The organism is Streptomyces sp. T12 (genome assembly GCF_028736035.1).
Lineage (GTDB): Bacteria > Actinomycetota > Actinomycetes > Streptomycetales > Streptomycetaceae > Streptomyces.
Window position 1 is genome coordinate 5566657 of record NZ_CP117866.1, and the last position, 21811, is coordinate 5588467.

23 protein-coding genes are annotated in these 21811 nt (G+C 72.7%); 19 read left to right on the forward strand and 4 right to left on the reverse strand.

Translation table 11 applies throughout. The annotated features are described in order from the left end of the window. Positions 1 to 13: 13 nt before the first annotated feature. Together PBV52_RS24995 and PBV52_RS25000 are read right to left on the reverse strand one after the other, a co-directional pair. Positions 14 to 982 (reverse strand): ATP-binding cassette domain-containing protein, encoded by a 969-nt coding sequence (locus PBV52_RS24995; protein WP_274241229.1) that lies wholly within the window; start codon positions 980 to 982, stop codon positions 14 to 16. Then, positions 979 to 1866, reverse strand: coding sequence for a phytanoyl-CoA dioxygenase family protein (locus PBV52_RS25000; protein WP_274241230.1), 888 nt, complete (start codon positions 1864 to 1866; stop codon positions 979 to 981). Before PBV52_RS25000 ends, PBV52_RS24995 begins: the two co-directional genes overlap by 4 nt. Positions 1867 to 2478: 612 nt before the next feature. On the opposite strand from PBV52_RS25000, the gene PBV52_RS25005 reads away from it, so the two are divergent. From PBV52_RS25005 to PBV52_RS25025, 5 genes are read left to right on the forward strand one after another with little or no spacing between them, the layout of a single operon-like run. Beyond that, entirely contained in the window at positions 2479 to 2922 is a 444-nt protein-coding gene (locus tag PBV52_RS25005) for a lasso peptide biosynthesis protein (protein WP_274241231.1), read from the forward strand. 2 nt (positions 2923 to 2924) lie between these two features. Then, positions 2925 to 4871 (forward strand): asparagine synthase-related protein, encoded by a 1947-nt coding sequence (locus tag PBV52_RS25010; protein WP_274241232.1) that lies wholly within the window; start codon positions 2925 to 2927, stop codon positions 4869 to 4871. Then, positions 4864 to 5181 (forward strand): actinodefensin-associated protein B, encoded by a 318-nt coding sequence (gene adfB, locus PBV52_RS25015; protein WP_274241233.1) that lies wholly within the window; start codon positions 4864 to 4866, stop codon positions 5179 to 5181. The genes PBV52_RS25010 and adfB overlap by 8 nt, the downstream gene beginning before the upstream one ends. Continuing rightward, on the forward strand, positions 5178 to 6116 hold the full coding sequence (locus PBV52_RS25020) for a hypothetical protein (protein WP_274241234.1): 939 nt from the start codon (positions 5178 to 5180) through the stop codon (positions 6114 to 6116). The genes adfB and PBV52_RS25020 overlap by 4 nt, the downstream gene beginning before the upstream one ends. Then, the gene (locus PBV52_RS25025; protein WP_274241237.1) at positions 6059 to 7642 is read left to right on the forward strand and encodes an FAD-dependent monooxygenase; all 1584 of its coding nucleotides are present in this window, start codon (positions 6059 to 6061) and stop codon (positions 7640 to 7642) included. Before PBV52_RS25020 ends, PBV52_RS25025 begins: the two co-directional genes overlap by 58 nt. Before the next feature lie 6 nt (positions 7643 to 7648). Here the strand turns inward: PBV52_RS25025 and PBV52_RS25030 are convergent, their stop codons facing one another. Continuing rightward, positions 7649 to 9799: a SpoIIE family protein phosphatase gene (locus tag PBV52_RS25030; RefSeq protein WP_373922024.1), complete on the reverse strand. Its 2151-nt coding sequence runs from the start codon at positions 9797 to 9799 to the stop codon at positions 7649 to 7651. Positions 9800 to 9949: 150 nt separating this feature from the next. On the opposite strand from PBV52_RS25030, the gene PBV52_RS25035 reads away from it, so the two are divergent. From PBV52_RS25035 to PBV52_RS25045, 3 genes are all read left to right on the forward strand, one after another. Further along, positions 9950 to 11542: a serine/threonine-protein kinase gene (locus tag PBV52_RS25035; RefSeq protein ID WP_274241240.1), complete on the forward strand. Its 1593-nt coding sequence runs from the start codon at positions 9950 to 9952 to the stop codon at positions 11540 to 11542. Between the two features lie 97 nt (positions 11543 to 11639). Then, positions 11640 to 12125: a hypothetical protein gene (locus PBV52_RS25040; protein WP_274241241.1), complete on the forward strand. Its 486-nt coding sequence runs from the start codon at positions 11640 to 11642 to the stop codon at positions 12123 to 12125. Continuing rightward, positions 12118 to 12459: a transcriptional regulator gene (locus PBV52_RS25045; protein WP_274241242.1), complete on the forward strand. Its 342-nt coding sequence runs from the start codon at positions 12118 to 12120 to the stop codon at positions 12457 to 12459. Before PBV52_RS25040 ends, PBV52_RS25045 begins: the two co-directional genes overlap by 8 nt. Here PBV52_RS25045 and PBV52_RS25050 read toward each other — a convergent pair. Then, on the reverse strand, positions 12417 to 13154 hold the full coding sequence (locus PBV52_RS25050; protein WP_274241243.1) for a response regulator transcription factor: 738 nt from the start codon (positions 13152 to 13154) through the stop codon (positions 12417 to 12419). The genes PBV52_RS25045 and PBV52_RS25050 overlap by 43 nt on opposite strands. A gap of 343 nt (positions 13155 to 13497) precedes the next feature. On the opposite strand from PBV52_RS25050, the gene lxmK reads away from it, so the two are divergent. The 11 genes from lxmK to PBV52_RS25105 all read left to right on the forward strand — a co-directional run bounded on the left by lxmK (position 13498) and on the right by PBV52_RS25105 (position 21754). Next, positions 13498 to 14631 carry a class V lanthionine synthetase subunit LxmK gene (gene lxmK, locus PBV52_RS25055; RefSeq protein WP_274241244.1) on the forward strand — a complete coding sequence of 378 codons (1134 nt, stop codon included), beginning with the start codon at positions 13498 to 13500 and terminating at the stop codon, positions 14629 to 14631. Next, positions 14628 to 15626, forward strand: a complete 999-nt coding sequence (locus PBV52_RS25060; protein ID WP_274241245.1) for a T3SS effector HopA1 family protein — start codon at positions 14628 to 14630, stop codon at positions 15624 to 15626. The genes lxmK and PBV52_RS25060 overlap by 4 nt, the downstream gene beginning before the upstream one ends. Before the next feature lie 3 nt (positions 15627 to 15629). Then, the gene (locus PBV52_RS25065; RefSeq protein WP_128433865.1) at positions 15630 to 15950 is read left to right on the forward strand and encodes a transposase; all 321 of its coding nucleotides are present in this window, start codon (positions 15630 to 15632) and stop codon (positions 15948 to 15950) included. A gap of 165 nt (positions 15951 to 16115) precedes the next feature. Continuing rightward, positions 16116 to 16931 (forward strand): ABC transporter ATP-binding protein, encoded by an 816-nt coding sequence (locus PBV52_RS25070; protein ID WP_274241246.1) that lies wholly within the window; start codon positions 16116 to 16118, stop codon positions 16929 to 16931. Between the two features lies 1 nt (position 16932). Then, on the forward strand, positions 16933 to 17766 hold the full coding sequence (locus tag PBV52_RS25075) for an ABC transporter permease (protein ID WP_274241247.1): 834 nt from the start codon (positions 16933 to 16935) through the stop codon (positions 17764 to 17766). Then, the gene (locus tag PBV52_RS25080) at positions 17766 to 18755 is read left to right on the forward strand and encodes an LLM class flavin-dependent oxidoreductase (protein WP_274241248.1); all 990 of its coding nucleotides are present in this window, start codon (positions 17766 to 17768) and stop codon (positions 18753 to 18755) included. The genes PBV52_RS25075 and PBV52_RS25080 overlap by 1 nt, the downstream gene beginning before the upstream one ends. A 50-nt stretch (positions 18756 to 18805) precedes the next feature. Beyond that, a complete protein-coding gene (locus PBV52_RS25085) occupies positions 18806 to 19426 on the forward strand; it encodes a flavoprotein (protein ID WP_274241250.1) in 621 nt (206 codons plus the stop codon). Further along, positions 19423 to 20466 carry a hypothetical protein gene (locus tag PBV52_RS25090; protein ID WP_274241251.1) on the forward strand — a complete coding sequence of 348 codons (1044 nt, stop codon included), beginning with the start codon at positions 19423 to 19425 and terminating at the stop codon, positions 20464 to 20466. The genes PBV52_RS25085 and PBV52_RS25090 overlap by 4 nt, the downstream gene beginning before the upstream one ends. After that, entirely contained in the window at positions 20463 to 21227 is a 765-nt protein-coding gene (locus PBV52_RS25095) for a bifunctional 2-polyprenyl-6-hydroxyphenol methylase/3-demethylubiquinol 3-O-methyltransferase UbiG (RefSeq protein WP_274241252.1), read from the forward strand. Before PBV52_RS25090 ends, PBV52_RS25095 begins: the two co-directional genes overlap by 4 nt. Then, on the forward strand, positions 21227 to 21424 hold the full coding sequence (locus PBV52_RS25100; RefSeq protein ID WP_128433859.1) for a hypothetical protein: 198 nt from the start codon (positions 21227 to 21229) through the stop codon (positions 21422 to 21424). Before PBV52_RS25095 ends, PBV52_RS25100 begins: the two co-directional genes overlap by 1 nt. 141 nt (positions 21425 to 21565) lie before the next feature. Beyond that, entirely contained in the window at positions 21566 to 21754 is a 189-nt protein-coding gene (locus PBV52_RS25105) for an LxmA leader domain family RiPP (protein ID WP_128433858.1), read from the forward strand. The last annotated feature ends 57 nt before the right edge of the window (positions 21755 to 21811 follow it).

Below are 21811 nucleotides of genomic sequence, written 5' to 3' on the forward strand. Positions count from 1 at the left end.
CATCGACGCTCCTTCATGGCCGCTCCTGCGCTGCCGCCTCCGAGGAGCGGTGCCCGCTCCCGGTGAGCGCCAGGTACACGTCGTCGAGGGTGGGAGAGCTCAACTCCAGCCCGGCCAGGGCGACACCGGCCGTGTCCAGTGCCCGGACCACGGCCGGCACCTCGGCGGACGACTCCACGGGTACGCCGACGGCCGACCCGTCGGCGCCCGGTGCCGGGCGCAGGCCCGAGCGGCGCAGCGCGTCCTCGGCGGCCGCCCGCTGTCCGGGCCCGGCGAAGGACAGCTGCACCGTGAGCGTGCCGACGCGCGCCTTGAGTTCGCGGGCCGTGCCCGTCGCGGCCACCTCACCGGAGTCGAGCACCACGATGCTGTCCGCGAGCCGGTCGGCCTCCTCCAGATACTGGGTCGTCAGCAGGACGGCCACACCGTCCGCGGCCAGTGCCTCGACGATCTCCCACAACTGGACACGGCTCGCCGGGTCGAGGCCGGTGGTCGGCTCGTCCAGGAACAGCACATCCGGCCGGCCCACCAGCCCGATGGCCAGATCGAGGCGCCGGCGCATACCGCCGGAGTAGGTGCGGGCCGGCCGCCGGGCCGCGTGCTCGAGCCCGAAGGCGGCGAGGAGTTCCTCGCTGCGCCGCCGTGCCGCACGGGGGCTCGCCCCCAGCAGCCGTGCCACGAGCAGCAGGTTGGCGTGGCCGGTCAGCCGGTCGTCGACGGCGGCGAACTGCCCGGTCAGACCGATCCGGCGGCGTACCTGACGCCCCTGGCGGACCACGTCGTGGCCCGCCACCACGGCCGAGCCCGAGGTGGGCGGCAGCGCGGTGGTGAGGACGTTGATCAGTGTCGTCTTGCCCGCACCGTTGTGCCCCAGCAGCCCCAGCACGGACCCGGCGCGCACCCGGAGGCTGACATCGTGCAGGGCGCGCACCTCGCCGAACGTGCGCCCGACCCGCCGGGCCTCGATCATGGTGGCGCTCATGCGCGGGAGTACGGCGTGACGTCCATGCCCGGGTACAGCTCCGCCAGCCCGGCCACGGTCTCCCGGTTCCAGTACGGCGAGCCGGGCGCGGGGAAGCCCAGCAGCTCACGCTGGCGTGGGGAGGCCTGCGCCATGAACCGGCACAGGGCGGGACCGTCGGCCGAGGCGGGGGAGCCCACCCAGGTCTGCTTGTCCAGCCAGATCGAGTCCGCGGCATGGAAGTTGAGGTACAGGGCGAAGCGGTGGCCGCTCTCGTCGCGCACCGCGGAGCACCGGTGCACGGTGGTCCCCGTGAGCAGCAGCACCGAGCCGGCACGGGCGGGGACCGGCTCCTCCAGCTCGTACAGCCAGGGGAACTCGGCGCGGCTGTAGGCGGAGTATCCCGAGGAGAGCAGGGGCACGTCGGCGGTGTGCTTCCTGGGCACCACACAGGTGGGCCCGAGCTCCTCGGTGACGTCGGAGAGGTAGACGATCGCGAGGACGCGCTGGTACACGCCGTCCCCCCGGGGCGGGACCAGCGTGTTGCGGCCCCAGGCCTCGTTGTGCAGCTGCTGGGTGTGGGCGGGCGCGATCCGGCTGCCGTACTTGGCCTGCATGATCGAGTCACCCAGCCGGACGTCCCGGGTGCCGAGCACGCGCTCCACGCCCGAGATCAACTCCGGGTGGAGCGACAGGTGGTTGAGCGCGGGCGGCTCGTACGGGAATCCGGCCGACCTCTTCAGGGTCGCGTACCGCTCGGGCGTGCGCAGCCGTTCGGCGCTGTCCGGGAAATAACGCAGCGTTGCCTCCCGCGCCTTTTCCAGATCCGCCCCGGAAACGAAGTCGTCCACCAGGACATAGCCGTCGCGGTGCAGTTTTTCCACCTGCTCGTCAGTGATACGCATATCCGCCTCCCGGCCGCCATCTCCTTTGCTCACAGTAACCGCCGGGGCGGCCATCCGACTGTAGGTGATTTCCCCTCAGGGAAATTCAGCAGGGGAAAGAAACCAGGTGAAAGGGACCTGGTGATTCTTCGGAATGTCGCCGACGGCTCTCCGTACGCCAGAGTGGAGGCACGGAAACGGTCCTGCCGGTCCGGATCCGATGTTCACGTCCACAAGTTATTGAGGAGGTGCTCGACATGCAGGAGAAGATCGAGATCACGGTCGACGACTTCGAGTTCGTCGGCGAGCTCGACGAGGTCACCATGGGCTGGAGCGGTCCGACCGACGACACGTTCGACGGCGACTGGACCCCGTGAGCGACCTCGCTCCTTGGGTGGCGGAAGTGATTCCGTCCCGGTGAAACCCCAGGCGTGGCCTTTCCTTCGGTGGAAAGGCCACGCCTGGCCCCTTCCGGGTTTCATCTGTAGCGAAACGAATTGCAGCCCGCCGAGCGAGAAAGAGGAGACCGTGCTTTCCGCCATTCCAGCTCTCCGGTCGGCCGCCGGATCTCCCCGCGAGACCCGGCGCGATCTGCGAAGTCGCCTGGTCCGTTCCGCACTCGGTGGCGTACGCGTGCCCGCGGAGATTCCGGTGCGCGGCCGTGAGCTGCCCCGGGCGGTCGCGGACTACCTGCGGATCGGCCGTGCCTTCCGCGGCGGTGGCCTGGCGGCCGCCCTGCCGCTGCTGCCCGAGGCCGACCCGCGCCGGCCGTGGCGAGGCGGCCGGGACGAGGCGACCGCCTTCTGCGCCCGCGCGGCCGCCTGGCAGATCCAGGGCCTCGCCCGCACCGTCGCGGGAGCCCATCTGTGCCTGCACGAATCGCTCGGTGTCTGCGCGGCGCTGCGCGGGCTCGGGTTCGACGCGGAGGTCGTCATCGGCTACCCGGTCATCGAGCACTCCGACGGCAGCGAGGAACTGCACGCCTGGCCGGCCCTGGGCGACCTGCCGCTCGTCGGCCGCGGCGGGGAGCGGCCCCTCGGCTACGTCGAACTGCTCCGCTACCCGCAGGAGGGCTGATCATGCTGCTCACCGCATTCGGCATGGCGGGCCGGGTCCACGTGCCCGGCGGCGCCCTCCTGGACGCGACCACGACGTACGGCGTTCCCGGCACGGTCCGCGCCGCAGCCGCCGACAGCCGCCCCCTGCTGTGCCAGGGCCCCGTGTACGACAACGGCGCCCCCCTGGACGCGGCCCGCGTGGAGCGCGCCGACCGGCTGCAGGTCACCGGCTGGCTCGACCTCTCCGCGCTGCCGGAGTTCCTGCTGCTCGACGCGGACCGCGAGCCCGGTGCCGCCCTCGCCGCGCTGCAGCGGTTGCTCGACCTGCGCGGCCCCGAAGCGGTGCGCCGGCTGCGCGGTGACTTCGTACTCGCCCATGTCGCCCCGGACGGCGGGCGGTTGAGCCTGTACCGCGCGGTGAACGCCCTGACGCCGCTGTTCTGGCGGCAGGACGGCGGCAGTCTGCTGTGGGCCGCCGACCCGGCCCAACTGCTGGGCGACCGCCCGCCCCGGCTCTCCGACGTCGACACCGACGTACTGCCCATGCTCATCGCCGAGCGCGGCATGCCCGACGACCGCTCGTGGTTCGCCGGGGTCCGCAGGCTGCCGCCCGGCAGCACGCTCGTACTGGAGCACGGCCGGGGCGCCCGGGTCGAGACGTTCGACGAGTTCCGGCCGTACGACAGCCCGCCCCGCACCATCGACGAGGCGGCCGACGGCCTGCGGGAGCGCATCGCCCAGGCCTGCGACCGGATGCTCGCCCACGAGTCCGACGCGGTGCTCATGCTCAGCGGCGGCATCGACTCGGCCGCCGTCGCCCACGAGATCGGCTCGGGGCCGGGCCGGGGCATGGGGCTGCACTTCACCCTGGAGGGCTTTCCCGGCTTCGACGCCGACCGGGAGGCGGCCGAGTCGGTGGCCCGCGCCTGCGGTCTGACGTGGATGCCGTACGAGATGTCCAAGCACACCCGGGCCGGCGGCGACTACGTCGACATCCCCGCCACCGGCGCGCTGCCGCAGACCCATGTGCCCCTGCAGGGCATCGCGGCGGCCGTGGACCAGGCGGAGGCGGCCGGGGCGCGGTTCGTCCTGTCCGGGCTGCTGGCGGACCAGATCTTCGCCCATGATCTGCAACGCGGCCTGTTCTCGGTGGCGGGCCCCGCGATGCTCGACCCGCGGGTGGCCGGCGAGCCCGTCTGGCAGACGCTCGCGGCCGCCGCGAGGACGTCGTTCGCGGCGGGCGCCCCGGAAGCGACCGGGAGCGTCACTCGGCGGGGCACCAAGGCCGTGGCCACCGCCCGCTATCTCTACCGGCTGCTCAGCGGCGACCCCACGACCGCCCTGCCGGACCGCAACGCCATCGTGCACCCCGTCGGCTTCACCGAGGAAGCCGGCGCCCGCGTCACCCTGGCGCTGCGCGACGCCGCCGACCGGGCCCGCGACAGCCTGCACTCGGCGATGCGACGAGGCGGCTGGTCCCCGCGCCGGCTGCCGCAGGGCATCACCTCGCTCTTCATGCTCGGCCAGTCGCTGAGCACGGCCAACCTCCAGGCGGCCTGGATCAACTACGCCCTGCCCAAACACCGGTTGATCAGTACGCCCTTCGCGGACCGGGACGTCGTGGAGTACGCCCTGGCCCTGCCCGCCCGGCACCGCATCGGCTTCGGACACGGGCTCACCGTCGACAAGTTCGCCCTGCGGCTCGCCTACGCCGACCGGGCGGTACCCGCCGGGATCGGCCATCGCATGCAACAGGCCCGCATCGACTCGATGTCCGCGGTGTTCGTCAACCAGAACTTCGAGCTGTGCCGTTCGCTGCTGACCCCCGACTCCCTGCTCTGCCGGACGGGCGTGCTGAGCCGGACGTTCATCGACGGCCTCACCCGGGCCCGGGTGCACCGCAACGGCGAGGAGATCGCCCGCCTGTGCGTGATCGAGCGCTGGCTGGAAGGACTGGACGATGCGTGACGAGGAACGCGACCAGGAACGCGACGAAGAACGCGACGAGATCCGCGAGTTCAGGCTCGCCGACCACATCGTCTTCCGCGAACTCCCCTTCTGCGGAGTGCTGCTGGACACCAGGAAGTTCACCGTCCACCGTCTCTCCCAGCGCGCCGGCCACGTCCTGCGGACCGCACTGGAGACGGGCGCCCCGAACCCGTACGCCCCGCTGCTCCCCGACGGCGACGAGGACACGGCGCACCGGCTGCGCCACCAGCTCCTCGACCGTCTCGTTGCGAGCGGCATGGTGCGCCGGGCCCGGAAGGAGCGTAGGTGAGGCCCGGTCCGACGAGCCGCGCACTGGCATGGGTCGGTGACCGGCTGCCCTCCTTCCTCCCGCCGTCCGACCCGACCGCCTCGCGCGACCGCCTCAAGCCGCTCAGCGAACTCGCGCTCGTGCACTTCCATCTCGCCGGACGGCTCGGCCCGACCGGGGAACTCGACGACTGGCGGGAGTTCCTCGTCGCGGCGTGCACCGACGGTCTGGCTGCCAGGGCCGCCACCGCCGCGCCGGCCGACGGCCTCTATCTGATGCAGCCCTGTCTGTGGCTGCGAGCAGCAGGCCACCGGGACGACGACTGCGAACGCGTCCTGCGCGACCAGGCTCGCGCCGGTCTGCGCCCTGGCTCGCCGGGCGTCCTCCACGCCCTGCAGGCCGCCGGTCTGCTGCGCACGCCGCCGGACTGGCCGGGGCTGTGCCGGACGCGGGTGCTGCGCCGGGAGTGGACGGACGAGGACCTCGTCCGCGACGCCTACCGCGTCACCCACGCGGTCTTCTACGCCACCGACATGGGCCGTACGACGCTCGCGCTGTCCCCCGCCGAACAGGACCGGTTCGTCTCGCTGCTGGAGCGACTGCGTGCCTACGCCCGGGACGCCGGCCGCTGGGACCTGCTGATCGAGACCCTGATCGCCCTGCGCGGCATCGGGGCCGCCGCCCCGGCCGCCGAGGACGCATGGGCGGTACGACGCGAGGAACTGGCCGTCCACTGCGACGGCGGCACCCCCCTGGACGAGGCGGCGGTCCGCCTGCTCACCCGCTCCCGGTCCCGGCCGGACGAAGCGGCGCTCTTCCGTTCCTGCTACCACGCGACCCTGGCCGACCTGCTGCTCCAGTCCCTGTCGGTTCCCGCGCCGGAAGGAGACCCCGCACCATGCCCGAAGCCGTCACACCCCAAGGCGCCGTCCCTGACGCGGACGTCATCGTCGTAGGCGCAGGCCCCGTGGGGCTGATGCTGGCCTGCGAACTGGCGCTGGCCGGCACCGACGTCCTGGTTCTCGAGCGGGCGGCCGACTTCGACCGGCGGCTGCGCGCACCCGGCATCACCGCCCGCAGCATCGAGGCGCTGGACCGGCGCGGCCTGCTGGACCCGCTGATGGAGGCCACCGCCCGGGCCGAACCGGCGTACCGGACCGAGCGCGCCCCGCACGGCAGGGCACCCGAGATGCTGCCCGTCCGCGCCGGGATCCTCGAAGAGGTCCTGTACGACTGCCTGGTGCGCCTGGGCGGCAGGCTGGAACGCGGGCTGAGCGTGACCGGCGTGACCGGCGTGACCGATGCGACGGACACGACGAACACGACGGACGTGACCGACGCGCCTGTCGTGGTGACCGCCACCGACGGCGACGGCCGCGGCCGCGCTTTCCGCGCCGCGTACGTCGTGGGCTGCGACGGCGGCCGCAGTGCGGTCCGCAAGGCGCTCGGCGTCGGCTTTCCCGGTGGGGGACCCGAGGTGACGGGCTATCAGGCGGTGGTGACGGTCGAGCCCGAGGGCGCCCTGGAGCGGACCTGGAGCCGAACCCCCCGCGGTATCGCGGCCTACGCGCTCGGCCCCAGCCGGATCGTCAGCGTCGAGTTCGACACCCCGCCCGTGGACCGGCACCGTGAGGTGACCCTCGACGAGGTCGAAGCCAGCCTGCGCCGCACCAGCGGGGTCGAGGTCACCCTGAGCGACCCGGTCTCGCTCGCACGGTTCACCGGCAACTGCCGGCTGGCGGAGCGCTACCGGCGCGGGCGGGTGTTCCTGGCGGGCGATGCCGCCCATGTGCACCCGCCCTTCGGCGGACAGGGCCTCAACCTCGGTCTGCAGGACGCGGTCAACCTCGGTTGGAAGCTCGCCGCGGCCGTCCGCGGTGACGCTCCGGCGGGGCTGCTCGACAGCTATGAGAGCGAACGCCGACCGGTGGCGGCCCGCGTACTGCGCAACTCGGAGGCCGCGACCCGGCTGCTGCACCCCGGCGCGCACAACAACGCCCCCTACGAGCTGTTCTTCCGGGAGCTGATGACCGATCCCGCGGTCAAGCAGCGCCTTCACGACGTGTACGCGATGAAGGACCTGATCTACCCCATGGGCGGGGACGGCGGGGACGGTGGGGACAGCGAGGAGTCGGATCTCCTCGGCCGTGCCGCCCCGGATCTCCTTCTGGAGCGTCCGCGGCCGTACGACGGCGCGGGCCAGGTGCGGCTGGCCACGCTGCAACGGGCCGGCCGTGCCGTGCTGGTGCACACCACCGACCACAGCGAGCTCCCGCGGCTGGCGGAGGGCTGGCGGGACCGGGTCGACGTGGTGGCCGCCGGAGCCGTGTCACCGGAGATACCGACGCCCCTGCTCATCCGGCCCGACGGCTACGTCGCATGGGCCTGCGGCACGGATCCCGACGGGCTCACCGCAGCGCTGCACCACTGGTTCGGCGAGCCGGCCGGGACCAGCGGCTCCGGGACAGCGCGCGCTGCCTGAGCCGGCTCAGGCGGTGACGCGGACGAGGAGCAGGGCGACGTCGTCGCTGCGGTGCGCGTACTCCCGGGCGTCGTGGACGAGGATGTCGGCGAGGGCTTCCGCCCCCAGGTCGCCGGCCCCGGCCAGTCGGGCGGCGAGCGCGTCGGTGACCTCGTCGAGGTCGACGCCGGGGACCTCGACCAGGCCGTCGGTGTACAGCAGGAGGACGGCGCCCGGCGGCAGGGCGATCTCGGTGGCCGGGTAGGTGGCGGTGGGGTCGATGCCCAGCAGGAGGCCGGGTGCCGGGCGCAGGACCTCGGTGTGTCCGTCGGGGTGGCGCAGGACGGGCCAGGGGTGGCCGGCGCTGGCCAGGCACGCGGTGTGCTGGGCCAGGTCCAGATGGGCGTAGAGGCAACTCGTGAACAGGCCCGGGTCGAGGTCGGTGAGCAGGCGGTTGGTGCGGGCGAGGACCTCGCCGGGGGGTGAGCCGGCCATGGCGTGCACGGCCGTGCGGACCTGGCCCATGAGCGCGGCGGCCTGCACGTTGTGGCCCTGGACGTCACCGATGGCCGCGGCGGCGGTCGTGTCGTCGAGGCGGATGAGGTCGTAGAAGTCACCGCCGACCTCCATGCCGCGGCCGGCGGGGAGATAGCGGGCGGCCACGTCCAGCCGGGGCAGGCGGGGCAGGGCGTGGGGCAGCAGGCTCGCCTGCAGGCTGTGGGCGAGTTCGTGGTTGGCGTCGTAGAGCCGCGCGCGGTCCAGGGCTTGGGCGATCAGGTCGGCCAGGGAGGTGAGGACGGCGCGCTCCTCGGGGGCGAAGGGGTGCGGGCGGTCGTAGGCGAGGACGAGCGAGCCGACGGGGCGTCCGGAGGTGACCAGCGGCAGGAAGGCCCAGGCGGCCATGTCGTCCTGGCGGACTGCCGGGGGATAGGCGCGTTTCAGGTCGGCGAAGGTGGCGAAGAAGCTGGGGACGCCGCTGGTCAGGGCGTGCACCGCGGGGGTCCGCGAGGTCAGCGGCGTGGCGTCGAGACGGCTTATGAGTTGGGCGGTGTAGCCGCGGTGGCCGATGATCCGCAGCCTGCCCTCTTCCGCGGTCATCAGCGCCAGGGCCCGGGCTCCGGTGCCGTGCGGCACCTGGTCGCCGACCCGGTCGACGACGTCCTGCACGCCGACGGCCTCCGTGAGCGTCGCCGCCAGGTGCATGAAGTGGTACAGCGCGGCGGCCCGGCCGATCCCGGCGGGCGGCGCGGGGCCCGGCTCCCGCGGGCTGTCCGGGGTACCCGCCGGGGCGGGGACGATCCGCACGCTGATGCCCGAGGCGTCCGGGTAGAGGCTGAACGACAGCCAGGTGTCCGGTGGGCGCAGCGCGGTGAAGGACGTGGGGTGGCGGCTGAGCACCGCGGCCCGGTAGCGGTCCTCGGCGACGGGGTCGTTCAGCCAGGGCAGTACCTCCCACGGCCGGGCACCCAGCAGCTCGGACGTGCCGGCGCCGAGGAGATCGACGGCGGTGTCGGTGACGAAGACGATCCGCCCGTCGGTGTCCAACGCGCAGCAGCCACCGGGAAGGCGCGCGGCGAAGGCCGCCGCGACCTGGGCCGGGGACGACTCGGACGCGTCGGCTCCGGGCGGGGGCACCAGGAGCGGTTCGGTCTCCGGCAGCACGGGGTGGCCGCTGTCGGCGGCGGCCCGCAGCAGCAGGCCCAGGCTCCGGCAGGCGTCGCCGATCGCGTCGCGTTCGTGTGGGCGCAGCTCCGTGGGGTGCGAGCCGGGCCACTGGAGCACGAGTCCGCCCCACCGGGTGCCGTCGGTGGTGATCGCGGCGGCGGCCAGGGTGAAGGGGTACGGCAGTACGAGGGCCAGCTGCGGGTAGCGGCGGGCCAGCTCCTCCTGACCGCCGAGCCACACCAGGCGGTGCTCCCGCAGGGCGTCCGCCACCGGTGTCGGAGCGCCCAGAGCGGCCCTCGCCCACGGCGCGGCGATCTCCCACGGGACTCCGCTCAACAGGGCCAGCCTCAGCACCCGCTCGCCCGGCCGCAGCAGGTACACCGCGCCCACACAGGCGCCCGTGTCCCGCATCGCCTCCACCAGGGCGGGCGCCAGCAACCCCGGCCCGCGGCCCGTGCCGGACACGGAGCGGGCGGTGTCCCGCACGCCCTCACCCCTTGCCGTCGACGACATCCGGGGAGCCATAAGCGGACAATACGCCCGCCTGGGTGAGGCGGCATCCCTCCCCGCCGGGTCCGTTCGCAGGCGTTGTGGTGGCGCCCGCCGAGGTCGCCCGGCCTCGGGTCTCTCAGCAAGGTCGGTTACTGTGCAGGGCGAAGTGACATGAAGGGGGCAGAGCGGGCGGAGGGCAGGGCTGTGGCGGACGAGGGGCGGCTGGTCGCCGGGCGTTACCGGCTCGTCGAGCCCGTCGGCAGCGGCGGTATGGGCACCGTGTGGCTGGCCGAGGACGAGGTGCTCGCACGCCGGGTCGCGCTCAAGCGGCTCCACACGCAGCCGCATCTGTCCGACGGCGAGGTCGCCACGCTCTACGAGCGCACCCGCCGCGAGGCGCGCAGCGCCGCCCGGGTCGTCCATCCCAACGTGGTCGTCGTGCACGACGTCGTCGAGGACGACGGCCGGCCCTGCATCGTCATGGAGTACGTCCCCGCGCCCACCCTCGGCGACGTCCTCAAGGGCGGACACACCCTGCCGCCCGAGGAGGCCGCCCGCATCGGCCTCGGCATGATCGCCGCCGTACGGGCCGCGCACGCCGCCGGGGTCCTGCACCGCGACATCAAGCCCGGCAACGTCCTGCTCGGCGCCGGCGGCCGGGTGGTCCTGACCGACTTCGGCATCGCGCAGACCGCCGGCGCCTCGACGCTCACGCAGACCGGGGAGATGGTCGGCTCCATCGACTTCATGGCCCCGGAGCGGATCCGCGGCCAGAAGCCCGGCCCCTCCTCCGACCTGTGGTCGCTGGGCGCGACGCTGTACCAGGCGGTCGAGGGCAGGCCGCCGTACCGCCGGGACACCGCCATGGAGACGGCGTACGCCATCGCCGTGGACCCACTGGAGCCGATGCGGCAGGCCGGCCCGCTGGAACCGCTCATCGAGATCCTGCTGTCGAAGAACCCCGAGGACCGGCCCACGGCGGAGCAGACGGAACGGGCCCTGCAGGCCAGCTGGTCCGGCGGCCCGACGACCACGCTGTCGGCCGGGGTCGCCCACGACACCCACCGCGGCACCCCGGACACGGCACCGACGTCCTCGCCCCGGACGCCCCCGCCGCGGCCGACCCCGCCCGTGCCGCCGGAGCAGGGCGGCCGGGGTGGCCGGGGCGGCCGCAAGCGAGGGCGGCGCACTCTCGTGGCCGTCGCTGTCGTCCTGGCCGCGGTCGCCGCGGCCGGCACGCTCTTCGTGTCGTCGCGGGGCGACGGCGACGCGGCCGACACGCACGGGACCAGCAGCGCGCCCACCCCGTCGACCGCCCCCTCGCCCGTCCCCGACGGCTACCACCTGGTCCGCGACCAGCAGCTCGGCGTCTCCTTCCCCGTGCCGGACGGCTGGACGCGGAAGAAGGGCGAGGCCGACGAGGTCACCTACACCGATCCGACCGGCCTGGCCGGCATCACCATCGGCATGGTGGACCCGGCCGGCTCGCACCCCATCGAGCACTTCAAGGACATCGAGGCGAACACCAAGGTCAACTACTCCACGTACCGCAGGCTGCGGATGCAGAAGACCAAGTTCAAGGACAAGCCGGCCGCGGTGTGGGAGTTCACCTTCCACGGCCGCGCCCGCGCCTTCCGCGCCATCGACCTCGGATACGGCACGGCGGGCGGCCGGGAGTACGACATCTACCTGTCGGCCCCGACCGCCGAATGGGACACCTACCGCCCCGTCTTCAACCACGTGCGCGACGGGTTCGCCGACTAGCCCGGCGCATCCACGCCCTAGCAACTACTTTTGCACCGCAAAAGTAGTTGCTAGGGTGGGTGTACTTGCTCGCCAGAAAAACGAGGGGGACTCCGTCGTGTCTCAAGCCCAGAACCCCGCCGCGGACGCCGCCGCGGCCCTGCGGACCGCCGAGCGGGCCCGCGCTGCCGCCGCCCGTCCGCAGTCGGCGCCCGGATGGTTCCCGCCGCTTCAGGGGGTGCTCTTCGCGGGATTCACGATCGGGATGTTCGGCTTCTCGGCGCCGGACGATCCCGCCGACGGCCTGTGGGGGAGCGTCGGTGGTTGCCTGGCCGCCGCCGCCTTCGTCGTCCTGCACCTGCTCGTGGTCCGGCGCTCCGGCGTCGTGCTGTGGCCGGAGCAGGACCGCAGGGCGCGGCTGAAGGCCCAGCTGGTCCCGCTCGCCGTCTTCGCCGCCGGATGGCTGGCCGCCCTCCCCGGGGGCCGGACCGTGGGTGCCGTGGTCTCCGGACTGCTGGGCGCAGTCGCGCTGGCCGTGATGACGGCGCGGTACGGCGCCGGTGCGGCGCGGGGTGGCCGCGGAGCAGGTGCGTCCGATGAGTGACAGAGGACTGCCGGAGCTCGACGAGGTGATCCACCACCCCACCCGTCTGGCGCTGATGGCGTTTCTGTCGGGCTGCGCCGAGGCCGAGTTCGGGGCCGTGCGGGACTACTGCCAGGTCTCCGACGCCAGCGTCAGCCGGATCACCTCCGCGCTGGAAGTGGCCGGATATGTACAGGCGCGCAAAGGTTACATTGGCAAACGCCCGCGAACCTGGCTTGCTCTCACGCCCGCCGGGCGCGAGGCCCTGAGCCGCCATCTCGCGGCGCTGCAGGACCTCGCCACCTCGGCCAGTCAGGCGGGAATGCGCAACTCCGCGCCCTCGGACAGCGACTGAGCCGGCACTGCTCGGGAGGCGCGCTTACGGGAATCGCGAGAAGTGCGCGTACGGGAATCGCGGTCGGCGCCCATCCGGTGGGCGAGAACCGCGGTCTGGACCCGGTTGGTCGTGCCGAGCTTGGTGTAGATGGCGCTGAGGTGGTCCTTGACGGTGGCGGGGCTGAGCAGCAGGGCCCGCCCGATCTCGGCGTTGGTCAGCCCCTCTGCCAGCAGGGACAGCACGTCGAGCTCACGGTCGGACAGGTCGGCCACCCGGGAGCGGGCCTCCTTCTGCGGCCGGGCCTGGAGGTGGCCGACCACGCTGCGGGAGGCCGACGGGGCGAGCGCGCTGCTGCCGGAGGCCAGCAGCCGGACGGCGTTGACCAGGTCGTGCGGGACGGTGTCACGGAGCAGGAAGCCGGTCGCGCCGGCCAGCAGGGAGTCGACGACGAAGCGTTCGTCGGCGGCCGAGGTGAGGACCGCGACCTCGGGCGGTGCGGACTGCGCCCGCAGGGCCGTCAGGAGGGAGAGCGTCTCTTTCCTGCGCCGCTCGTCACTGAGCAGTACTACGTCGGGGTCGTGGGCGGTGGTCGTCTCCACCGCGTCGGCGTAGTCGCAGTCGGCCGGGACCCGTATGTCGTGGGCGTCCTCCAGGATTCTTTGCAGACCGGCACGGAACAGTACGTCATCCCCGACAATGATCAAGCGGATCATGGTCTGTCTCCCCGTTGATGCTTGTGAACCGGAGGTCAGCCCGGCTCCATGACCCTTGATCCTGCTGGCGAGAAGCGGAACCCGTCAAATGCCTGTGCAAAGTTTGAGGTCGATCTGAGCTTCCCTCGAATGGCGGGTTCCGCCCGGCTGAACAAGGGGTTTCGCCACCTGGACGGCGGTTCACACACCCCCGAACGGCGGGGTCCGAAACCACCGGCCAGCGGATGTGAACGGCTGTCCGAACGCGGCAGGATCGACGACGCCGACGCCGCCGGACTGCCTGGTGTGACCGCCAGGCCGTCCGGCCGTCGTCGCCGTAGGACGCACTGCGAACGGGGGGAAGTTGAGTTCGGACCGCAGGAGTTATCAGCCGGTCTCGCTGGACCAGGCACCGGAGGTGAACGAGTTCCTGGACTCGTTGGGCCTCGGGAAGCTGACCGACAGCGAGGTGACCGCCTACCTCGGGCGCAACGACAACTGGGTGGGCACCACCTCCAGCGGCGTCGGGGTGTTCGTCAAGCGGGTGGTGGCGAGCCCCGAGGAGGCCGCGCGCCGCATCCGCCGGTCGGTCGCCCTGGACGAGGTGATCCGCCGTGCCCAGGCACCCGAGCTGCGCACGCCCCGGCTGCTCGGGCACCACACGCCGCACCACCTGATGGCGCACGAGCTGCTGACCGGGGTGTCGACCGGCGCCGAGCTGGCCGCCGACAAGGACTTCGACGACGAACTCGCGCACCGCGCAGGGCGGTTGATCGGCCTGCTGCACGGTGCCCCGTACGGCGATGTCGAGCCGGCCCTGGACGAGGCGCCGCCCGTCCTGCCCGACCTGTCCATGAACGAGGCGCTGCCGCTGCCCATGTTCATGTCCCTCACGTTCGCCGAGGTGAATCTGTGGGGCATCGTCCAGCAGGACGAGGTGCTCGTCGGCGCGCTGCGGGACCTGCGCGAGCGCGAGCGGCACGTCGAACACCGCCCGGCCCACTGCGATCTGCGCCTGGACCAGTTCCTGCGGGACGCGGACGGCGGCCTGCACTTGACGGACGGTGAGGAGTTCCGGCTGGCCGACCCCGCGCGTGACGTGGGCGCCTTCGCCGGGGAGTGGCTCTACCAGGCGGTCATCGGGATCACCGGAGTGGGCACGGACGACTCGGGTGAACAGGCCGCGCAGGACGGCATCCGCGCCGAGCCGACCCACGAGGACATCGTGGCCCGCGGCTCCCGCAACCTGGCCGAACTGCGCCCGCGCATCGAGGCGTTCTGGGCCGGCTACCGCGCCGTACGCGACGACGTCGACGAGGGCCTGGCCGTACGGGCCACCGCGGTCGCGGGCTGGCATCTGATCGACCGGGCGCTGGCGTCGGCGGCGAAGAACACCCGGCTGCTCGCGCTGACCCGGGCGGCGATGGGCATCGGAAGGACCGCGCTGGCGGACCCGGAGCGGTTCGTCACGGCGATGGGACTGGGGGAACAGGCATGACGGCGACCGCGACACAGCTGATCGGCGCTCACCTGGCGAGCGTGCTGGACGACGTGCACATCGCCGCGGACCTGAGCGAGGCCCGGGTCGGCGACCGGAGCGTCGAGGTGAGCGAACCCCGCGACCTGGCGAGCGGCCTGGCCATGCTGCTGTACGAGCAGGTCCACTCCGGCCGCCCGGAGCACGACGGCCCGCGGCCGCGCACCCTGCGCGACGGGCGGCTGGAGGAGCTGCTCGCCGCCGCCACCCCGCACGAGACCACCACGGTCGTGGCCCGCAAGGTGGGCGAGAGCCCGGACGGCGAACTGCTCGTGCTCCTCGTCGACGGGGTACGGGTGGCCGTGCCGGCGTCCGCCCGCCTCACCGGCGACGAGCGGGAGCGCGGCGACGAGGTCGTCGTACGGCTCGGCGCCGTACGGCCCGCCCTGTCGCCCGGGTTCTTCCTCGCCGACGGCTCACGGGGCCGTCCGTCGGGCCGGCCGCTGCTGCGGGTCTACGTCCACATCGAGGACGTCGCCCACGCCCCCGCCGTGTGGTCCGCGGTCCTCGGGCGGCTGGAGCAGGAGGGCGTGCCCTACCGGGCGAAGGTCAGCTCGTCCCCGCTGCTGTACCCGCGCCACGACGCCCTGGTCGTCTACCTGGCACCCGGCACCTGGCACGCGGCCGGTGCGGTGGTGGCCGCCACCCGCGGGCTCGCCGGGGTCGGGATGCGGACCTCGCCGTTCACGCACCGGCTCGGCGCGGGCGTCGGTGCCGCGTGGGAGCCCGCCGACGACCGGCCCGGCCGGGCCGGGATGAGCTTCGGGGAGCACCGGGCGCTGGCGGTCGCCGAGGGACTGGTCGCCCATGCCGAGGCGCCCGACGGGCGGGACCGTACGGCCGCCGTCGCCGAGGCGCTGACGGCCGCGAACATCGACCCGCTGCACCCCGCCCGCAACATCGACTCGCCCGAACTCAGTGCCTTCACCCCGTATTCCGAACACGGAGGTGTGTGATCCATGCCCAGACCTCCAGCGCTGCCGTTGCAGGACAAGGTCCGCATCGTGCTGTCGGTCCTGGCCAAGGAGAAGACCGTGGCCGAGGCGGCACGCCAGGCGCAGGTCTCCGAGCAGTCCATCGCGAACTGGCGCAAGCAGTTCATCGAGGGCGGCAGCACCGGGCTCGCGGGCCCGCCCGCCGTACGGCCCACCGCCCACCAGGAGCACCTCACCGACGAGGTGCGCCGGCTCAAGGTCGCCCTCGGCGAGGCGTACGTCGAGCTCATGGCCTGGCGGAAGATCGGGGACTACCGCCGGGTCCCTTCACGGACCTCGAGGTGATCAGACGGGAATTGGGGATTTCCATCTCGAGGTTCTGCCTGATTCTGGAAATCCCCCGACGCACCTACACCCGATGGCTGAGTCAGCACAACGCAGTGGAAGGACAGAACGATTCCGAAGTCCGGTGACGAGGCGAGCCCGGCGATATCCATCGAGAACCTCACCATGCGGTACGGGGAGAAAGAGGTCCTGAAGGGCGTCGACCTCACCGTCCGGCGCGGCGAGGTCCTGGCCCTGCTGGGGCCGAACGGTGCGGGCAAGACCACCACGATCGAGATCATGGAAGGCTTCCGCCGGCGCACCGGCGGAGACGTGAGCATCCTGGGGGAGGACCCGGACGGTGTTGACGAGGATTGGCGTGCCCGCGTGGGTATTGTCCTGCAGTCCTGGCGCGACCATCAGCGCTGGCGGGTCGGTGAACTGCTGGAGCACTTCGCCTCGTACTACCGCGCCCCCCGCGACCCGGCCGAGCTGCTGCGGGAGTTGGGACTCGCCGAACACGCGGGCCAGGTCTGCCAGAAGCTCTCGGGCGGCCAGCGCCGCAAGCTCGACGTAGCGCTCGGCATCGTCGGCAACCCCGAGCTGCTGTTCCTGGACGAGCCGACCACCGGGTTCGACCCGGTCGCCCGCCGCGAGTTCCACGAGATGGTGGAGCGGCTGCGCGACGGCGGCATGACGATGGTGCTCACCACGCACGACCTGCACGAGGCGGAGCGGCTCGCCGACCGGATCGCCGTCCTCATCGACGGCCGCATCCACGCAAACGGCACCCCCGCCGAACTCGCCGACCGGGCGCGGGCCGAGGCACGCGTGGTCTGGGACCAGGACGGTGAGCGGCAGACGCAGCTCACCGACGACCCCTCCCGGCTGGTGTGGGAACTGCACGACAAGCTCCAGGGGCCGATCCCCGGGCTCCAGGTCCACCGGCCCACGCTGGAGGACATCTACGTACGCATGATCCGCGAGGGGGAGGCGGCCTGACATGTCCCGAGGACTGACCAAGGCGTTCACGGTCGGGCTGCGCCGCGGCGGGCTGGAACTGACGCAGACGCTGCGCACCCCCCGCGAGGCCTTCTCCCTGCTGAGCACGCCGCTGATGTTCGTCGTCCTGAGCCTCACGATCGAGAAGGACATCGAGGGCAGCGACGTACCGATGGCGCATCTGCTGATGGCCGGCGGCATCACCACCATGCTCGTGCAGACGGGCCTGATGACGCTCCCTCAGGTGCTGGCCACCGAGCGGGAGGACGGCACGCTGCTGCGGCTGAAGACCGTGCCCGGCGGCATCACCTCGTACCTGGTCGGCAAGACCGCGGTGGTGCTCGCCACCGCGCTCGGCGGCGCGCTGCTGACGCTGCTGGCCGGTGCCCTGTTCGCCGGCACGGACCTGCCCCGGGACGCCGCGCACTGGCTCACCCTGATCTGGGTGCTGCTGCTCGGCCTGCTCGCGGTGGTGCCGCTGGGGGCCGCGATCGGGGCGCTGCTGCCCAACCCGCGCGAGGCCCTGGGGTTCACGATGATCCCCATCTTCTTCCTGATGGGCTGCTCCGGCCTGTTCTTCCCGGTGACCACGCTGCCGGACGGCGCCCGCGCCGTCGTGGAGGTCTTCCCGGTGAAGTGGATCGCCCAGGGCGTGCGCTCCGCCCTGCTTCCGGACTCGGCGCTGGCCGCGGAGACCGGGCAGAGCTGGCAGCACACCGAGATTTTGATGATCGTCGGCGCCTGGGCCGTCGTCGGATTCCTGTTGGCACCACGGCTGCTGCGGCGGATGACCCGCCGTGAGTCCGGCAGCCGTCTGAAGAAGGCCGAAGCCTGATGACCCGCACCGCGGACGACACCCGCGCCACCTCCCTGATCTTCCCCTCGCAGCCGGACACCCTCGCCTCGATCGTCGACTTCGGCCGCTTCGCCAGGAAGCAGCGGGCGCGGCGCCTGTGGATCGGCCAGTCCCTGCGCATCGAGTCCCACCTGGCCATGGCCGCGCTCGCCGCGCACGTGCCGGGCCTGCCGCTCGGGTCCAGCGTGGCGCTGACCCCGCTGATGCACCCGTACGAGGCGGCGGTCGAGGCGCGCAGCCTCAGCGCCCTGTCCGGCGCGACCTACGTCGCCGGATACGGGCCCGGCGCCCCGGAGTTCCAGAAGGCGTTCCTCAAGGACCCCTACGACAAGCCGCTGCGGGCCGTCCACGAGTACGCCTCGCTCGTACGGCGCCTGCTGGACGGCGAGTTGGTCGACCACCGGGGCGAGCACTACGCCGTCACCTCCAGCCTGATCCCCATGCCCGCGCCGCCGGTCGAGGTCGGCCTCGGCGTGCTGCGCACCGGCATGGCCCGCACCGCAGGCCGGGTCGCCGACGTGGCGATCACCTGGCTGACGCCGCACTGGTACGTGGCCGAGCAGCTGCGTCCCGCGCTGGAGGAGGGCGCCGCCCAGGAGGGCCGCAAGGCACCGCGCGTGGCGGCCGTGGTCCATGCCGCCGTCACCCGCCCGGCCCGCAACCTGCGCCGCTGCGCGCACGCCGCGGCCGGGGTCCACCTGAGCACCGGCCACTACACCGACATGCTGCGCAAGGCCGGCATCGACGCCGACCCGAAGACCCCGCGCAAGGGCGTGGACGCGCTGATCGACTCCGGCGTGTACGTCACCGGCTCGCCGGACGAAGTCGCCGCGGGGCTGCGGAAGTTCCGGGAGAGCGGGGTGGACGAGGTGATCCTCAACCTCTCCGGCGTGTACTTCACGGAGGGCGAGGCGGCGGCGCTGCGGGACCTGCGCGACATCCTGCACGCGGAGGACGGCGGTGAGTGAAGGTGAGTGAACCGGCAACTGAGCCGGGGAGTGAACCGGTAGGCGAACCGGTGGGTGAGCTGGTGGGTGATCCGACCGCCGCCGGGCTGCCCGCCTTCGGCGCGCGCCGCCTGCTGTACGTGGGCACGGGCGCGCTGAGCGCCGCGCACATGCCGTTCTGGCTGAACTGGCTGCGGCAGGGCTACCCGGACGTCGAGGTACGGCCGCTGATCACGCGCAGCGCGGAACGCTTCGTCAGCCGCGGCGCGCTGGCCCCGCTGGCGGGCCGCGAGGCCCTGCTCGACGCCTGGCCGGACGGCCCCGTCCACGCCGCCCCGCACGTCGAACTCGCCGAGTGGGCCGAGGCCGTGGTCGTACACCCGGCGAGCCTGAACTTCCTGGCCCGCCTCGCCCTGGGCCTCGCCGACACCCCGGTGATGCTGGCCCTGCAGTGCACCTCGGCCCCCGTGGTCCTGGCCCCCTCCCTCCCGCCGGGCGCGCTGCGGTCGGCGGCGTACCGACGCCACCGGGCCGCGCTGGAGGAGCGCCCGAACGTTTCGGTGGTCCCGCCGACCCCGGGCCTGAGCAGCACGACGGGCCGTATGGACGCGGCCCTGGCAGCCCCGCTGCCGGAACTCCTGACGGCGGCGGAACGCCTGCGGACGAGGGCGGACGACGAGGTGGCCCGGTGACCACGGCACACGGGGGCCACGCACCCACCCACCCGTCGAGGGAGCCCGGGGAGATCGTCGACGAGTTCGGGACCGGCTTCCTGCGCACCCGTGTCCGGCGGCACGGGCGTGGGTTCGTGTGGGAGCGATCGCCCGGGGAGCTGCGGCGGGAGCCGTTCTCGGCCGTGTCCGACGAGGTGCGCGCCGCCGTGTCGGCGGCCGTGCCCGCGTCGGCACCGGGTGTCGCGGGCGTCCTCCCCGTCCTGGGCGTTCCCCAGAGCAGTGCCCGCCGCTACCCGGCCGGCGCGGCGCGGTCCGTCGGACACCTGTTGCTCTCGGCGCTCGACGCGCGGCAGCGCGGGCTGCTGCACCACCTGCTGTACGAGGTGGGTCGTACGGTGCGCCGCGTGCACGAGGGCGTGCCCGCACGGCTGGTCGCGGGACGGCCGCGCGGCGCCGCCCGACTGGCCTCCTGGCTGCGGACCACGCCGTCTCGTACACCGTCGCCCACGCCGCCTTCCGACGACGCCCCGCACGAACACCTGCCGAGCCTCCACGCGCTCGCCGCCCGGCGGCTCGGACCGGACCGGCTCGCGCGCGTGCTCGGCTGGTGCGACGACCTCGCCGCCGGCCGGGACGGCGACGTCTTCCTGCTGGGCGGTGTGGGCAGCGGCGCCCTCGTGCCCGGTGCGGCGCCCGGCGCCGGGGTACTGCTGGCCGGTGAGGAACTGGCCCGCGGCCCGGCCGCCTACGACGTGGGCTGGCTGCTCGGCGAACTGGCCGAGTTCCGGCTGGTCCACCTCACCCGACCCGAACACGCCGCCCTCGCGGAGCACTGCGCCGAGGCCGCCCGCTCCTTCCTGCGCGGTTACGGAGACCACGGAACCGACCCACAGGCCCTGGGCCGCGCCGCCGCCCTGCGGGTGTTCACCCACGCCCACGACTACGCCGCCTACGTCGGGTGGACGGACGAGTTCCCGGCCTATCTCGACTGCATCGCCGAACTGATCGACACCGACGGCGCCGCCGCGGTGCGCCCGACAACGCTGGAGACAGGATGACCCTGGGCAACGCCCACTACGACGAGAAGCTCGCGAGCGTCTACGACCAGATGTATCCGATCGAGTTCGACACCAACCTCGCGGTGGAGTTCCTCGCCGGACTCACCCCGCCGCAGGGCCGGATCCTCGAACTCGGCGTCGGCACCGGCCGTATCGCCCTCCCGCTGGCCGAGCGCGGCTTCGAGGTCCACGGCATCGACGGCTCCGAGGCGATGCTCGCGAAGCTGAAGGAACGTGACGCCAAGGGCGCGGTGACCACGCGGCTCGGCGACTTCACCGAGACGGGCACCGGCGAGTCCTACGACCTCGTCACCCTGCTGCTCAACACGTTCTTCGTCGCCGTGACCAAGGAACAGCAGCTCGGCTGTCTGCGGCTGGCGCGCGAACAGCTCGCCCCCGGCGGCCGGTTCGTCCTGGAGGCGTTCGACCCCGCGCCGTACCACGGCCTGCAGAAGCCGGACTTCTCGATGCGCTACCTCAACGAGGGCGCGATCATGCTCGACACGCTCGCCGTCGACCGCTCCCGGCAGCTGATGATCGGCACGCACACGATCGTCGACGGCGGGCCGCCGGAGACCAAGCAGCACGTCCTGCGCTACGCGTTCCCGTTCGAGATCGACCTGCTCGCGGAGCTGGCCGGGCTGCGGCTCGTGGAGCGCTACGAGAGCTGGACCAGGCAGCCGTACACCGCGGCCAGCCTGCGCCATGTGTCCGTCTACGAGAGCGCGGACCGTACCGACACCGCACAGGAGGAGGCCTGATGTTCGGCTGGCAGAAGCGGAAGCAGGAATTCAAGGAGCGTTACCCGTCGTACGACGATTTCCGTCGCGCGGTCGACGAGTCCCGTATCCGACGGGTGAAGCAGCAGGACGGCGATGTGAAGGCCATCAAGGTGCTCCGGGACGATTTCCCGGGCGCCCCGCTGGAGCTTGCCACCCGCTATGTGCGGGAACTCTGAGAGGCCCAATTTTCCGGAGTCCTTCGATGGGCAAGGAAACTTTTTTCGGCCTCATTCCGTGCCCGGCATGCTAGAAATGCGACAGGAATTGCGGAGCGTCGTAATTCCGAATCGTGAGTCCATGAAAACGGGAGGAAACTCGTGAACACCACCGAGAACCTGATCGCCGGTTACACCGCCTACACCTCCGCCCAGGAGATCGAGGCCACCCACGCGGAGGAGGCCCCGGGCGCCACCCCGTCCGTGCTGTCCTTCATCGCCACGTCGGGCTGGGCCTGCGGCGCCGGCATCGGCACCAGCATCGGTGTCACGGCGGCCAAGGGCTGCTGAAGCACGGGCTGCTGACGTCAAGCGGCATTCCGCGGCCCCCGGTGTCTGGCGCCAGAC